The sequence below is a fragment of the Paenibacillus sp. J22P15 genome, assembly GCF_056269345.1.
In genome coordinates this window covers 634,621-649,415 of record NZ_JBWDNT010000001.1, presented here as the reverse complement: position 1 = coordinate 649,415, position 14,795 = coordinate 634,621, and the positions used below count along the sequence as shown (strand labels likewise).

The window sequence follows — 14,795 nt, the reverse complement described above, 5'->3', positions numbered from 1 at the left end:
CCAATGCGGACTGTTAAAGTAGGTATTATCGGATGTGGAATGATTGCAAACGGCAAGCATATGCCAAGTTTGGCTAAGTTGAATAACGTGGAAATGGTCGCCTTTTGTGATCTAATTGAAGAAAGGGCGATAGAAGGTGCTGAGAAATATGGGGTGGCTGGTGCGAAAGTATTTACGGATTACAAACAGCTGCTCGCCATGGAAGAAATTGAAGTCGTTCATGTATTGACACCGAATATTTCGCATGCCGCCATCTCAATCGATGCGATGGAAGCAGGCAAGCACGTCATGTGCGAGAAACCGATGGCGAAGACCGGTGCAGAGGCGAAAGCAATGTACGAGGCTCATCTAAGGACTGGAAAAAAGCTGACGGTCGGCTATCAGAATCGCAGCAGAGCACACGCGCAGCTGCTCAAAAAGATGATCGTCAATGATGAACTTGGTGAAATCTATTATGCCAAAGCTGTTGCGACTCGGCGAAGAGGTGTTCCTACTTGGGGTGTATTTCTAGATAAGGAGAAACAAGGCGGAGGACCTATGATCGACATCGGTACCCATTCGCTCGATCTCATCCTCTGGCTGATGAACAATTATGAGCCAGAAAGCGTAGTAGGCAGTGTATTTCACAAATTAAAGGATACGGAAAATGCAGCAAATGAATGGGGCTCGTGGGATCCAGAACAGTTTGAAGTAGAGGATTCCGCCTTTGGTTATGTGAAATTCAAAAATGGCGCCGTCGTTTCGATTGAAACCAGTTGGGCGCTTAATGTTGCCAAACCTGATGGATCGTATTTATGCGGTACCAAGGGCGGCGCTGATTTTACGGATGGTCTACGCATAAATGGTGAAAGGGACGGCAGCTTATTCATTAACGTTATTGACGTTGATAAGAACGTAAGAGAGCACTTCCGAGGAGAAAATATGACGGATTTCGAATATGAAGCTAAGCAGTGGATCAGCAGTATCGTCAACGATACTGAACCGCTTGTTAATCCTAAAGAAGCGATGGTCGTATCCGCTATACTGGAAGCTGTATATGTATCTGCTGAAACGGGGAAGACTGTTTACTTCGATTAACGGCTAGCTAAATAAATTAAGGGATAGACTTTGTATAAAGCCTGTCCTTTTTTTTATTTTGGCTATGTTAAATTCTAATGTTGATATTTGACCATAAGAAAACCGCCTTGGTGAAAAGGCGGTTCATTGAGCTATCGTCCCCGTAGTTAAATAAATTAGTTGTCTGTTATATCTGGGGCATTTTTTAATGGCTTTTGAAGTACGTCCACAATAGCTGCAATGATACATGTTGCTAAAATACCCATTAGACATAATGATGTAGGACCCGCTGCATCATCACTATCTGTAACTTGAGCAAGCACCCTTAAGCTTACTACACCTAACAAAATGAGGAAAATGACTGTAAAAGCACATTTCTTTATTATCTTCAATGATTTAAGGGATAATTCAGAGAAAGCATTGTTCTTTTCGATGTAGGTTAGTAGTTTATATGCTTGATACAACGCAACAGAAAATGCAATACAGAATCCGTATGCACATACTAAAAATGGGATTAGGAAGTAAGCTGTATCTGAATGTACCCTTGCATCTCTAACGGCTATCTCAGGCAACCAGATACACAAGGCAAGCACTGCGATTCCAACCAGAAAAATAATTACCTTTAAGAAAGTGGTTGAACCTCGTTTAACATTCATTTAAAACACCTCGCTTATTTAATAACAACATGATTTTAGCATATAAATTATCGTTGCACAATAAATATAAACTGTTTTTTATTATATTATTATTGTTATTTTGAGATTCCCTTTTAATTTTGAAAAAAATAAAAAAGCATTTCTCATTATCGTTAGCTCACATGAATCAAATATCTACAACAAAGTTTAACATAGCCTTTATTTTAACAATAAAGAGTTTTACATTGGCTTATCCTATCCGTTATTGTAAATAAAGTAATAACCAAACATCGGAGGTAAAGTCATGAGTGAGATTGCTAAAACACCACAACCCCCTTATTATGCCGTCATTTTTACATCTGAACGAACAGATGAGGATAACCGCTATGCAGAAATGGCAGATGAAATGGTGAAGCTTGCAGCCATCCAACCTGGATTTTTAGGTGTAGAAAGTGCTAGAGAAGGTGTAGGGATTACTGTTTCCTACTGGGCTTCTCTCGAAGCGATTCAACATTGGAAACAAAACGAACGACATTTGATTGCTCAAAGACAAGGTAGATCTGATTGGTACCTTTCTTATAAAACAAGAGTATGTTTGGTCGAACGGGATTATGGATTTGAAAAAGTCTAAACCCAATGAGCATTGAATTTGCCTAGAGATTAGGAGGAAGGCAGCTTGTCAAGCAATCTAGATTATCCCATGATAAAGATTTCTGGCGGAGTAATTGACTTAAGAGATGATAGAAAAAAAAGTAAGTGGAAGGCTGAAATAAAGCCTTTCCTACTTGCTCCGTATCCTGTAACTGCGGGACTATATTATAGGATTACTGAGAAATCACTCATATCATCAGACGGAGAACAGAAACCAGTTGTTGATATTTCTTGGAATGATGCCATTTCGTTCTGTAATTTACTTTCACAGAAAGCAGGATTGAAAGCATGTTATTCTGTTAGCCATGATGGTGAAGAAATCATCTGTGATTGGGATGCTGACGGCTATCGCCTTCCTTCAGAAGCAGAGTGGCAGTACGCGTGTAAAGCAGGAACTGCAGCATATCAATACGGCGAACTTGATAAGATCGCTTGGTACAATGAAAATTCAGGAGGACAACTCCAAGAAGTCGGAAAAAAAGAACCGAATGCTTGGGGACTGTATGACATGCTCGGTAATGTATGGGAATGGTGCTGGGATGTATATGATGAGAAAGTATATGGCACCTACCGAATTTTTCGCGGCGGCAGCTGGGCTGAGGAGGCTAGAGGCTGTGGTTCAACTTGCCGTCGTCGCAGCCACCCGACATTTGGGATCGATGACCTCGGATTCCGCCTTGCCCGGACATGGAATGGATCTGAAGCCTAGTGCTTGTCTGCCAATATAAAAATTGATAATATTAAAATAACAGCGTTATTCTGTTTATTGCCTATGTCTATGGCTCGCGAGCTCAATTGCTGTTATATGAATATTGGAGAGTGTAAAACATGATCAATCTAATCGGCCAAGTTATGCTTTACGTGAATGATCAAGACCAAGCAGTAAAGTTTTGGACAGAAAAGGTAGGCTTTATCGTCGTTGCAGAAGAAGACAACGGTCAAGGGTTCAGATGGATTGAAATTTCTCCAGCACAAGGAGCACAAACGACCTTCGTTCTTCATAACAAGCAATTCATTGCACAAATGCAGCCGGAGCTTAACTTAAACACCCCTTCCATAATGTTCCATAGCGACAATTTAGACGGACTGTTCCAAGGTTTTGTGGGTAAAGGGATTACGGTCGGAGAATTGGTAAACATGCCTGCGGGCCGAGTATTCAACTTTGCCGACGATGAGAACAACTACTTCGCAGTTATGGAAAAGAAATCAGTTTAGTGGTGAAATGCTACTGCATGGCATATCTTTAGTCAGATATACATATTACAAAATCGCAATAAAAAAAAACGCATGAAGTATGCGTTTTTTTCTTTTACATACTGTTCAAAGTGGAATTTATTTCATATCCTCAAATTTCCATGTAGTTACCTTCATATCGATTACGTAACCCAATACACTTTTTCACGTATACAGATGTAAACATGATTCCACGAAATTGTTGCGCTATGACTTCAAATCAGTTTCTATCCATGGAGAGAACTGTTCCTACTGTTCCTCCCCCAATGGATACATGTTAATCAAAAATAGAAGTCGAGGTAATCCGTCGTATGAATGAGCAATTTACAGATCGTTCCGATACATGGTATCGGCTAGCTGAGCAGAAGGCTGCTCAATATTATGTTTCACTTTATGGTCAGGTTAGGGAGAAGTCATACGTGCCAGCCCTGACAGAAGATATTCATTTGTGGAAGAAGAAACATATTCATCAGCATTCATTACTGTCCTTTTTTTCGCTAAGAAAGGAAAAACCTGATTCCCAGGATTATAATAGATATATTCAATATTTGAGCTATACAGGAAAACTAGATGATTACTTGAACCGTAGTGTTTCCTATATTTATATGAGGGATTTAGGCAAAGCTCTAGATTCTCCCGATACCTGGACCCGAATTCAACGTGTAGTTGCTGATGTGAAACAACACTTGATTCCTTCCAGCGCAACAAACAAAGAAGAACAACCAGAATTTTTGAGTTTGGCAGCATTATATCGTTGGGGCCAGAAGGAAAGCATAGAGAACGCAACGATATGGGTAATTAATAAGCTCAAAAGCGTGTCCTCCAATATTCCGAAGGAAATGAATGCGGAGCAAGCACAACGCAAATTAATAAAAATTATTATCGGTGTTATTTTGCACGTGATTGAAGAAATGGACGACAAAATATTGCCTTCAGAGCGAGCACAAAGGCTTGATGAAGCGATCAGACTCGGATATTCCTATGGTTTGACCTATCCTTTTATTGATGATCTTCTCGACTCTGGGGTGTTAAATACAGAGGAGAAAGAACAATATTCACGTATGATACGTGAAGCGCTTATAAGTGGAACGGTACCGGAATTAGGCGATTGGACAGGAAATAACCAAGAGCTAATCCATTACGTGCATGCTGAGCTCAGCGAAGCTTTTGAGTATATCAAGAAATATCAGCGGCCAGAAACCCAGCATACTTTTTTTGAGCAGTCGTATGTGTTTTTTCATTCCCAGCATATTGACCGAGTAAAGGATCTTTCGAATGAGAAATACACAAACGAAGAGCTTTATATTCCTATCATTTTAAAATCTTCTTCTTCAAGATTAATTGTCCGTTCTGTCATTAGCGCTTCCGAGGATGAAGGTTTTGATAATCGGACATTCTTTTATGGCATATACAATCAGCTTGCAGATGATTTTGCAGATATATTTGATGATATGAGAGACGGGGCAGTGACGCCCTATACCTATTATTTAAAATACCATCGTCAACGTTCGGATCTTGTAAATCCCTTTGAATTATATTGGACTGTCATTTCCCATTTGATCCATAACGTCTATCATTCTGACGAAAAGACCCGTGATGTGATTCTGGATCGAGCCATTAACGGGCTTAAACGTTGTAAGAAACGCATCGGGATCGAAAAGTATAATGAGTTAATGGATGTATTCGCCTCCGGAAATCCAGAATTCAATCGGCTCGTCCAGCAAATGGTTCGAAAAGCGGATGATGTTGATTTCTTCGATAAGCTGCTTCGGGATCATGTGGTATCTGATCTGAAAAACAACCGCAAAGAAAAGGATAACTTTTTGGAGACGATCAAATCGGTCCGCATGCAGATCAACGACCTATTGCATATTCCTAATGAAAACGGGATTTCTCCTATGAAAAATTCGCTGATTGATGCAGCCAATTATAGTCTCGAAGGGGATGGCAAACGTTTACGGCCTGTATTGGCTTGGGTTATGGGCGTAAAGGAATACGGACTGCAGGCTTCAGCTATCGCTCCGCTGCTAAGATCGTTGGAATATATGCACACCGCATCCTTGATCTTCGATGATTTACCGACACAGGATAATGCTTCTTCACGAAGAGGGCGTCCAACTCTACATCAGGTGCATAATAGTGCTACTGCAGAATTAACGGGCTTATTTCTAATCCAGAAAGCGATTGAAGAACAATCGTCAATTGACGGGTTCGATGCTAAAACAGTTCTAGCCTTGATGCAATATTCGTCGAAAACGGCGGGAGAAATGTGCATGGGTCAGGCGATGGATCTAAATTCCAAAGGGAAAGCATTGACGCTGGAGCAATTGAATAAAGTATGTTTTTACAAAACAGGTATTGCATTCGAGGCTTCTCTCGTTATGCCTGCCATTCTTGCTCAGGTTAACACAGCGGAAATGGCGACTTTAAAAAAATTCGCCTATCATATGGGCATCGCCTTTCAGATTAAGGATGATTTGCTTGATTCAGAGGGAGATCAGCTCTTAATCGGCAAACCGACCGGCAAAGATGTTGAAAACAACAATTCGACTTTTGTGACCATCCTTGGTCAGGAAGGTGCAAGAAAAGAGATGTGGGAACACTACTGCCTCGCAGTGGAAGAATTGAAACGATTACCGTACAAATCTGCTTTTCTGAAGCATTTATTGAATTTCATTATCACCCGTGACTCTTAAAATGGTTTAAGAAGAACAGATCGCCAACATACATTGACGGTCTGTTCTTTTATTTGCGTTCACCTGCTATCACTTCACAAATCTGCTTTCAGGTATCTATTAAATTAGACAATAATCTTGTTTAAAATTGGTATATTCATATGATATACTGAATCGAAACGTTTCGATAGATTCTGGAAATTCCGAGAATGAAATGACATCAAGACGAATGAAAACAGGGAGGCATTTTATGAGTATTCAATCATTAGGAGTTCCATTAGAAGGTTTTGCTGAATTTAGTAGAAAAGTTGCAGCAGAGGGTTCTGTACTGTTAAAAAATGATGGACAAGTTCTTCCTCTTCAGAACAATGATAAAGTTTCCGTTTTTGGTAGAACTCAAATTAATTATTATCGCAGCGGTACAGGATCAGGCGGTAGTGTTCATGTTTCCTATACAACCAATCTGTTAGACGGGCTTCGCAGTAAAAAGAACGTTGAGGTCAACGAAGAACTAGCGTCGGTATATGAAAAATGGATTGAACAAAATCCTTTTGATAATGGCGGTGGAGGCTGGGCTGCTGAGCCATGGCATCAAGCAGAAATGCCTTTAACTGATGAGCTGGCAACTGCGGCAAGAAGCAAATCCGATAAAGCCATTATTGTAATTGGTCGTACAGCAGGAGAAGATCAAGATAATGCCAATGAGCCCGGAAGCTACCAATTAACAGCAGATGAAAAGGCCATGCTGAAGCAAGTAACTACATATTTTGAGAAAACCGTCGTTGTGTTGAATGTATCGAATATTATCGATATGAGCTGGATGAACGATGAAAGTTATGTAAACCAAATTCCATCTGTAATTTACGCTTGGCAGGGCGGTATGGAGGGCGGCAATGCAATCGCCGACGTACTAGCTGGTGACGTTACATCGAGCGGTAAACTAACCGATACGATTGCTTACTCGATTGAAGATTATCCATCGACGCGTAATTACGGCCATGAATTTACAAGCATTTACGAGGAAGATATCTATGTTGGATATCGTTATTTCGAGACGTTTTGCCCACAAAAAGTTCAGTTTGAATTTGGTTTTGGATTATCTTATACACAATTCGAAATCATGTCCGAGGAAGCTCAACTGGTCGACAAAGATGGAGCGAAAACCATTGAAATCGACGTAACCGTAAAAAATACGGGCACAGTTTATGCAGACAAAGAGGTTGTTCAGGTCTATTTTGAAGCACCGCAAGGAAAGCTGGGTAAACCAGCTAAAGTGTTGGCGGCATTCGTGAAGACAAAAGAACTTCAAGCTGGTGAATCGCAGCTTCTTACTGTAAGTTTCCCTGTTCATTCGATGGCATCCTATGATGACAACGGTGTAACGGGCAATCGTTCTGCTTATGTCCTTGAAGAAGGTATCTATCGTTTATTTGTTGGTAACAGTGTCAAAAAATTAGTTGAAATAGGCGTAGACGGCGAGCACGGTTATGAGATTAAAGAGCTCCAAGTAGTGAAGCAATTAGCAGAAGCAATGGCACCTACAGAAAGCTTCACAAGAATGAAGCCTGGAGCTCGTAAGGAAGATGGTTCATATGAACTTGTCTCTGCTGAAGTACCGACACGTCAGATTTCTATGGCAGAACGGATTGAGATTAATCTTCCCAAAACACTGAAGCAAACTGGCGATCAAGGTTACAAATTGAGAGATGTCTATGATCAAAAAGTTAGCATTGAAACTTTTGTAGCTCAACTCGACGATCATGATCTAGCCGCAATTGTCAGAGGCGAAGGTATGAGCAGTCCTTTGGTTACTCCAGGTACGGCGTCAGCTTTCGGAGGTGTAAGTGACAGTCTCTACAGCTTCGGCATTCCAGTTGCTTGTACAGCAGACGGCCCATCTGGAATTCGGATGGACAGCGGGCAGAAGGCGACTCAGATTGCTATTGGAACTCTGCTTGCCGCAACTTGGAATGCACAATTGGTTGAAGAGCTTTACGTCATGGAAGGCCAAGAATTGTTACGCAACAATGTGGACGCTTTGCTAGGACCAGGCATGAATATTCGCCGCAGTCCACTTAATGGACGCAACTTTGAGTACTTTTCCGAAGACCCGCTAATTTCTGGTGTAATTGCAGCAGCATGCACACGCGGTATTATGAAAGGCGGATCAAATGCTACACTGAAGCACTTTGCATGTAATAACCAAGAAAAACATCGCAGTAAAGTAAACGCGGTTGTGTCGGAGCGTGCTCTTCGTGAGATTTATTTGAAAGGCTTTGAAATCGCGGTTAAGCAAGGCGGAGCAAATTCGATTATGACCTCATACAATCCCATTAATGGTCATTGGGCAGCCTCCAACTATGATCTGAACACTTCACTTCTTCGCGGTGAATGGGGCTTCAAAGGTATCGTGATGACGGACTGGTGGGCCATCATGAACGATGTCGTGCAAGGAGGACCTGCAGATCGTAAATTTACAAACTGGATGGTCCGCGCACAAAACGATCTTTATATGGTTGTCAGCAACTATGGTTCGGAAACCAATGCTTATGGAGACAATACGATTGAATCATTGGCAAATGGTACTCTAACTCGTGGAGAACTGCAGCGCAGCGCGATTAATATTTGCGAGTTCATTATGAATGCACCTGTGTTCTCCAGAAAACAAGTGATCGAAGAAACAGTTGAAATGTTCAAGGCGAATCCCTCACTATCAAGTGAGAAAGAGAAACTATTCACCCAGAATGATCAGGCTAAACCTGATGCAGCAGGATCGACAATCATCAATGTTGATCAGGCCGGTATATATCGCGTCTTTGTCAACATGATGTCCCCGGAAAATGATCTGGCTCAAAGTGCTTGCAACTTGTTACTGAACGATCAAGTAGTAACGACCATTCAAACAAATGGAACAGACGGCAGATGGTTCATACAGAAGCTTGTGAAAGTTGAGCTGGAAATCGGCCTTTATGAAATGAAATTTGATTTCACCAAACCGGGCTTGCAAATTGACTGGATCGAATTTAAAAAAGTGTAATTTAAAGTTTAGTAAGATTGCAGCAGGGGGCTGTCCCAAAAGCCATCAAAGATGACGATGGGATAGATCCTTTCTATTTAGAACAAATGTAGATTTATCATGCTGCCTATTCCGCCAATGTGCCTCTAAACCGCCGGATTATCAGTAATAAGTCTAGAAACTAGACTTATTTCTCTGAAAATGACCAATTCAATACAAATAGATCTAGAAACTAGATCTATTATGCTGCCTTTTCCGCCAATGTGCCTCTAAACCGCCGGATTATCAGTAATAAGTCTAGAAACTAGACTTATTTCTCTGAAAACGACCAATTCAACACAAATAGATCTAGAAACTAGATCTATTATGCCACCTATTCCGCCAATGTGCCTTTAAACCGCCGGATTATCAGTAATAAGTCTAGAAACTAGACTTATTTCTCTGAAAACGACCAAATTCTACACAGGGGCAAGGGATGCTTAATCGCTTTCGTTCCGAGCGTATGAAAGACGTGCTGGAAACCGTCTTCACAGGTGTGCTTCAATTTCTTATTAGAAACTAAACAGCAATCCCAACTGAAGGACAAGCCTCTTAAAAAAGCGGTGAGTGTGCTCCGTGAAGATCTGCTCCTACGGTTGCAAAAATATGAAGTCAAGCCAGAGTTCCTTGGCGATCTGAACAGCTAGAGCAAGACCGATCCCCGACGCTACCTTTATTCGAATGAAAGAAGATCACATGCGAAATGGCCAGCTCAAACCTGGCTACAATGTGCAGATCGGAACGGAAAACCAGTTCATTATCGGGTACAGCTTGCAACAACGCCCGACCGATGAGTCAGAGACTGTGTTCGGACAAATAAAGAACAACCGGGGATTCCGGCGTTTTCTGCTTCGAGTCCTGCCAAAGGTGAGTCTCGAAGCCGGGTGGATTTCGCTTTCCCACAATTTGCTCAAGAAGGCCGCAATCGACCAAAAGCCAGAAATGGCGGTGCAGGGATAACCACCCCAACACCGCCATTTCTTTTTTTTACCTATTTCTTCATCAAGCGAGCAGACCTACTAATGAGACAGCCCCTTCTTTCTTTATCAAGGATTTTCCATTAAAGCTGAAATAAAGGAAACTTGACACGTCACCTTTTGGTGTCTTATAATTCAATAAGACACTAAAAGGTGTCTCATTAGATTATGATAAAGTTTAGTAAGTTATACTACAGGAAATGATAATGAAAAGGTAGGGGTGATTTTGAACGATAAGAGCCAAGATAGGGATGTTTATGACGCTATTGCCGATCCAACAAGGCGGAAATTGCTTCAAATGTTGGCCGCTGTTGAAGACTTACCTCTACATGAGATAACCGTTCATTTTGAGATGGGTCGCACAGCGATTTCTAAGCATTTGGCTATCCTTAAAGATGCAGATCTCGTAATTTCTCATAAGGTTGGCAGAGAAACGAGGTATCGTTTGAATGCTGCTCCGTTGAAGGAAATTCAAGATTGGGTATCATTTTACGAAGGATTTTGGAATGAAAGAATAAATAAACTAAAACTTTTATTGGAGGAAAAATAATGAAATCGGACGTATCATTAGATTATCAATTTACAAGTTCAATCGAGAAGGTATGGAACGCTTTAACTGATTCGGATACGCTTGCACAATGGATTTGGGATAATGATTTTAAGCCTGTCGTTGGACATAAATTTCAGTTTCGTGCAAAGCCTTCCGAATGGTGGAATGGTATTGTAGATTGCGAGGTACTCGTAGTGGAAGAGCCTCATACATTGTCATACACTTGGGTAAGTGCTGGAGAAAGCACTACGGTTACATGGACTTTGAAAAAAGGTTCAGATGGAACGATCCATCTGCATCTTGATCAATCTGGATTTAGTGAAGAAACAAAAGCACGAGTAGGAGCCATTGAGGGAGCAAATGCTGCTTGGAAGCACATGGGTAAACAACTCGAAACAATACTTCAACAATAGAGCTTTTTTTACAATCAGACGCTTTTCCGGAACACGGAAAGCGTCATTTTTTAATGAGAATGGAGCGGATATCACTTTGAAAATAAATCAATTAATTGCGAACAATATTAACAAATTAGATGCAGTACTACCAGTAGATCAATCGTTAGGAATTGCTGGTTTGTCTGGATCTGGTAAAACAACTTTCTGTCAAACGATTGGTGAAGAATCCAAGAAGCGTCTCGTTTCCTTATTGCCAAAGGCTGAATACCAGTATTTATTTCCTAACATTATGGAAACCAATTTCAGTTCCATCAAGATGGAAGAAATGCCGCTTGTACTTTTTCTAGGCAGATCATCCATTTCTTCAAATCCTCGTTCAACAATTGGCACACATACTGGCGTGTTTACAGAGATTCGTGTTACTCTTGCTGAAAAATTTAATCTATCACCTGAAGTTTTTTCATTTAATAATGAATTAGGCTGGTGCCCCGATTGTAAAGGTCGCGGAACTACTAAAAATGTCGAATGTAAAAAATGTAAGGGGAAGCGCTATAATCATGAAGTCGAACAATATACATTTGAATTATTTGATCAAGCGCAAAGTATTTCCGATATCAACGACTTTAGTATTGAAACTATTTTTTCACTTGCAGAAATTTTAAAGATTAGTGAAGGTAAACAAAAAATTCTAAAAAATATAATCAATATGAATATTGGTTACTTAACATTAAATCGCATTATGGGTACATTGTCAGGTGGAGAAGTAACAAGGCTTTACTTGGCAGAATTCATGGCAGCAAGTGAAAATACTGTTATTATCATTGATGAAATCTCTGTAGGTCTTGATCACCAAACACTATTGAAAATTTTAACAGAGATTAAACAATTGGGGTATAAGAATCAGGTTTGGCTCATAGACCATTCTGACACGGTGCTCGATGCAGCGGATAAGCATGTGTTCTTTGGACCTGGTAGTGGTAAATACGGCGGGAAAATTGTTGAAGAATCACCACGTCCAAAACCTATCAAAGGAGAACGAAATGAGGCAACACCAACAGAATATTACCAGTTTCAAGATCTTTATTGTCGTAATATTCAAATGGCTGCAATTCAAATTCCCAAAAACAGAGTTGTAACTTTTACGGGTGAGTCTGGATGTGGTAAATCTACACTTGTCAATGAATGTATGTCCAAAGATTTTCTGAAGCGATATCCCAAAGATAAACTGGTAATGGTTGGTCAAGATCGAAATCAATCGATTACCAGTCGGTCAACCGTTGCGACTTTTCTTGATGTTAAAAGGAAGCTCACAAAGTATAGTGATGAAATTGATGATATTTTTCAGCGCTCGATTGAAGATATTATTGATGAACTGCCAAATGAAGACGTCGCTCATAAACGCTTGAGCTTATTGATCAAACTTGGACTTGGTTATTTGACGTTGGAAAGAAAAACACAGTCCCTATCCACGGGTGAATTTCAATGTGTCCATTTAGTTTCTGAGCTGTTTGCAGGCTCAAGAAACCCAAATACGCTTTTTATTTTTGACGAGCCTTCAAAAGGTTTATCACAAAATATTTTAAATCAATTCATTGATAGTATTAGGGTCATTCTACAGGATGAATTCGTCTCAATGATTTTGATTGAACATCATTCGTATATGCTAGAAAGCTCTGATTATATCGTTGATTTTGGTAAAAGACAGCTTGCGCCTGTGGAGCATCTTGATGTTGTCAGTCATGATGATTATTATCGTGGGCAAAACAGTGCAGATCGTGTCGCTCCATTGCATATTTCTTCAACACTCAATCAACAAAGTGGAATTAACTACTTAAAAGAAAATCATATTGCCTATTTTAAACATGCAGAAAACGTCTATAAGGGCGGTATCTTAAAAAGCTTATCATCAATGGCCCGTCTAATTTATGGTGAATACGAATCTGAAACCATTGCACCGGTCATCGCCATTGATCTGGAACGGCACTTGTATAGTCAATATAGTTTTCTCTATGAAATTGGTGGCTTGATCAACCATATTGTGGCGGCGCATCCAACCAATAAAGATACGAGCAGCTTCGATTTCTATTATCAAGAAAATCATTGTCCATGCTGCTCGGGCCGCCGAGTCATTGAAAAATTTGATTTTGACGTTGTTACAAAGGACAAAACCGTGCCTTTCTGGGATGGCTTATTGCATCCTGATGTGATGGAGATTTTAAAATTTTATCAATTTCAAAAATTACATTTCATCTTTGATGAGATTAAGAATGAGCTCGGTCAGGATATAAGCAAAAGTTATAATGAGATGACAGAAGCAGAAAAACATACCTTCTTATATGGGTATTGGGAAAAGTCATTCTATGATAAAGAAACCAAGGCATCAAGGACTTGGGAAGGCTTTAATAAAATCATTGGGACCTATATGTTCATATCTAAATCTCTTATAAAAGAGCATATAAAAGAATCCAAAGAAATGATTACCTGTCCAATCTGTCAAGGAACCGTCCTAAATCATCACAAAAAGCTAAAATTTGGTGACACGGATATTCGTGAGATTATTCAGCAGCCTATTGATCAAGCCATAAAAACCGTAGGGCAATTACAGGTGCTGGAAAAAATGAAAGCCATTGTAGGCGGCGATATGGTTCTGACGGAAGATGTCTCTCTATTGCCTAGGGAAACACAAGTTGCACTGAAAATGCTTGAACTAGAACTGGCAAGTTTTGCACACTATGAAATGGTTATACAAAATGTCCTGCCATTCTGGGCCAATATTAGCAGCAGTATCGAATCCATTAGCATGAATAACCGGATCACCATTTGTGATTTTGACAATATCTCTGAAACAAGAGAAACCATCATTGATAAGTATTTCACCAATGGAAAATACAAAAAACTAACCTATGTCTATGAAGCGTTCGGTTACAAAAAAATCGTCACTTTAATCAATAAAGTTAAAGCAAGTCATCCATGTCCATTCTGTAAAGGGAAGAAAGTAATTTCGGAAGATGGGCTCCACGATGGCGTGTATAAATTATCAGTCCCATGTGTTAGTTGTTATGCAAGTGGCATCAATGATGAAGGACGAAAGGAAATTGTCGACGGCATAGACGTGCAAAGATGGCTAACTGGAAAAGTAAGCGAGGTTGTTGCTGACAGCTTAAATCTTGAGGCAGTTGCAGATATTCCAATATTCAATCGTATTCGTGAGTTGAATAAACGAGATCTGATGGCAATTTACCAATACCTTGAGCAAAATAATTAAATCTGATTGATTAAAACAGAATCTATAATTATAAAGGTAATCCTCGGAGTGGTAGAAAAAACTACACGAGGATTACCTTTTTTTTGTCCATATTTCGTTTACTACACTTATCTTGGAAACGGCAGAGATGCCGTTTTTTTTCAAATGGTCCCGATCGAATCGATTATTGTCCCGATCAGCCATGAAACTGAATTGTAGGTTGATTATGATGATAGTAGAAACAGTTCCCCAAAAACTTTGATGAGATAGAAAGGTGGTGAAGTTTCCGGCCAGCTGATTAAGGCTCAGGTCGGGAACTCGAGA

11 protein-coding genes are annotated in these 14,795 nt (G+C 40.2%); 10 read left to right on the top strand and 1 reads right to left on the bottom strand.

All coding sequences use genetic code 11. The features are described 5' to 3' along the window. The first annotated feature begins 3 nt into the window (after positions 1 to 3). A complete protein-coding gene (locus AC0YN6_RS03015; protein WP_475745014.1) occupies positions 4 to 1,077 on the top strand; it encodes a Gfo/Idh/MocA family protein in 1,074 nt (357 codons plus the stop codon). Positions 1,078 to 1,232: 155 nt separating this feature from the next. On the opposite strand, the gene AC0YN6_RS03010 is transcribed toward AC0YN6_RS03015, so the two are convergent. Beyond that, positions 1,233 to 1,712: a DUF2975 domain-containing protein gene (locus AC0YN6_RS03010; RefSeq protein WP_475745013.1), complete on the bottom strand. Its 480-nt coding sequence runs from the start codon at positions 1,710 to 1,712 to the stop codon at positions 1,233 to 1,235. Between the two features lie 283 nt (positions 1,713 to 1,995). On the opposite strand from AC0YN6_RS03010, the gene AC0YN6_RS03005 reads away from it, so the two are divergent. The 9 genes from AC0YN6_RS03005 to AC0YN6_RS02965 all read left to right on the top strand — a co-directional run bounded on the left by AC0YN6_RS03005 (position 1,996) and on the right by AC0YN6_RS02965 (position 14,492). After that, positions 1,996 to 2,322 (top strand): antibiotic biosynthesis monooxygenase family protein, encoded by a 327-nt coding sequence (locus AC0YN6_RS03005; protein WP_475745011.1) that lies wholly within the window; start codon positions 1,996 to 1,998, stop codon positions 2,320 to 2,322. 69 nt (positions 2,323 to 2,391) lie between these two features. Continuing rightward, positions 2,392 to 3,051, top strand: coding sequence for a formylglycine-generating enzyme family protein (locus tag AC0YN6_RS03000; protein WP_475745516.1), 660 nt, complete (start codon positions 2,392 to 2,394; stop codon positions 3,049 to 3,051). A 119-nt stretch (positions 3,052 to 3,170) separates the two neighbouring features. Next, positions 3,171 to 3,557: a VOC family protein gene (locus tag AC0YN6_RS02995; protein ID WP_475745009.1), complete on the top strand. Its 387-nt coding sequence runs from the start codon at positions 3,171 to 3,173 to the stop codon at positions 3,555 to 3,557. A gap of 329 nt (positions 3,558 to 3,886) precedes the next feature. Then, entirely contained in the window at positions 3,887 to 6,271 is a 2,385-nt protein-coding gene (locus AC0YN6_RS02990) for a polyprenyl synthetase family protein (RefSeq protein ID WP_475745008.1), read from the top strand. Positions 6,272 to 6,500: 229 nt separating this feature from the next. Next, positions 6,501 to 9,287, top strand: coding sequence for a glycoside hydrolase family 3 C-terminal domain-containing protein (locus AC0YN6_RS02985; protein ID WP_475745006.1), 2,787 nt, complete (start codon positions 6,501 to 6,503; stop codon positions 9,285 to 9,287). Positions 9,288 to 10,001: 714 nt separating this feature from the next. Next, entirely contained in the window at positions 10,002 to 10,265 is a 264-nt protein-coding gene (locus AC0YN6_RS02980; protein ID WP_475745005.1) for a hypothetical protein, read from the top strand. Between the two features lie 243 nt (positions 10,266 to 10,508). Further along, complete coding sequence (locus AC0YN6_RS02975) at positions 10,509 to 10,832, top strand: ArsR/SmtB family transcription factor (RefSeq protein ID WP_475745515.1); 324 nt, start codon at positions 10,509 to 10,511, stop codon at positions 10,830 to 10,832. Beyond that, the gene (locus AC0YN6_RS02970) at positions 10,832 to 11,245 is read left to right on the top strand and encodes an SRPBCC family protein (protein ID WP_475745004.1); all 414 of its coding nucleotides are present in this window, start codon (positions 10,832 to 10,834) and stop codon (positions 11,243 to 11,245) included. The genes AC0YN6_RS02975 and AC0YN6_RS02970 overlap by 1 nt, the downstream gene beginning before the upstream one ends. Positions 11,246 to 11,321: 76 nt before the next feature. Next, positions 11,322 to 14,492 (top strand): ATP-binding cassette domain-containing protein, encoded by a 3,171-nt coding sequence (locus AC0YN6_RS02965; RefSeq protein WP_475745002.1) that lies wholly within the window; start codon positions 11,322 to 11,324, stop codon positions 14,490 to 14,492. Positions 14,493 to 14,795 lie beyond the last annotated feature (303 nt).

Bases quoted from the DNA above. Each gene is read 5' to 3' on its own strand.
- AC0YN6_RS03000 (WP_475745516.1), top strand. From the start codon at position 2,392: ATGATAAAGATTTCTGGCGGAGTAATTGACTTAAGAGATGATAGAAAA.
- AC0YN6_RS03005 (WP_475745011.1), top strand. From the start codon at position 1,996: ATGAGTGAGATTGCTAAAACACCACAACCCCCTTATTATGCCGTCATT.
- AC0YN6_RS02990 (WP_475745008.1), top strand. From the start codon at position 3,887: ATGAATGAGCAATTTACAGATCGTTCCGATACATGGTATCGGCTAGCT.
- AC0YN6_RS02995 (WP_475745009.1), top strand. From the start codon at position 3,171: ATGATCAATCTAATCGGCCAAGTTATGCTTTACGTGAATGATCAAGAC.
- AC0YN6_RS03015 (WP_475745014.1), top strand. From the start codon at position 4: ATGCGGACTGTTAAAGTAGGTATTATCGGATGTGGAATGATTGCAAAC.
- AC0YN6_RS02980 (WP_475745005.1), top strand. From the start codon at position 10,002: ATGCGAAATGGCCAGCTCAAACCTGGCTACAATGTGCAGATCGGAACG.
- AC0YN6_RS03010 (WP_475745013.1), bottom strand. From the start codon at position 1,712: ATGAATGTTAAACGAGGTTCAACCACTTTCTTAAAGGTAATTATTTTT.
- AC0YN6_RS02970 (WP_475745004.1), top strand. From the start codon at position 10,832: ATGAAATCGGACGTATCATTAGATTATCAATTTACAAGTTCAATCGAG.
- AC0YN6_RS02985 (WP_475745006.1), top strand. From the start codon at position 6,501: ATGAGTATTCAATCATTAGGAGTTCCATTAGAAGGTTTTGCTGAATTT.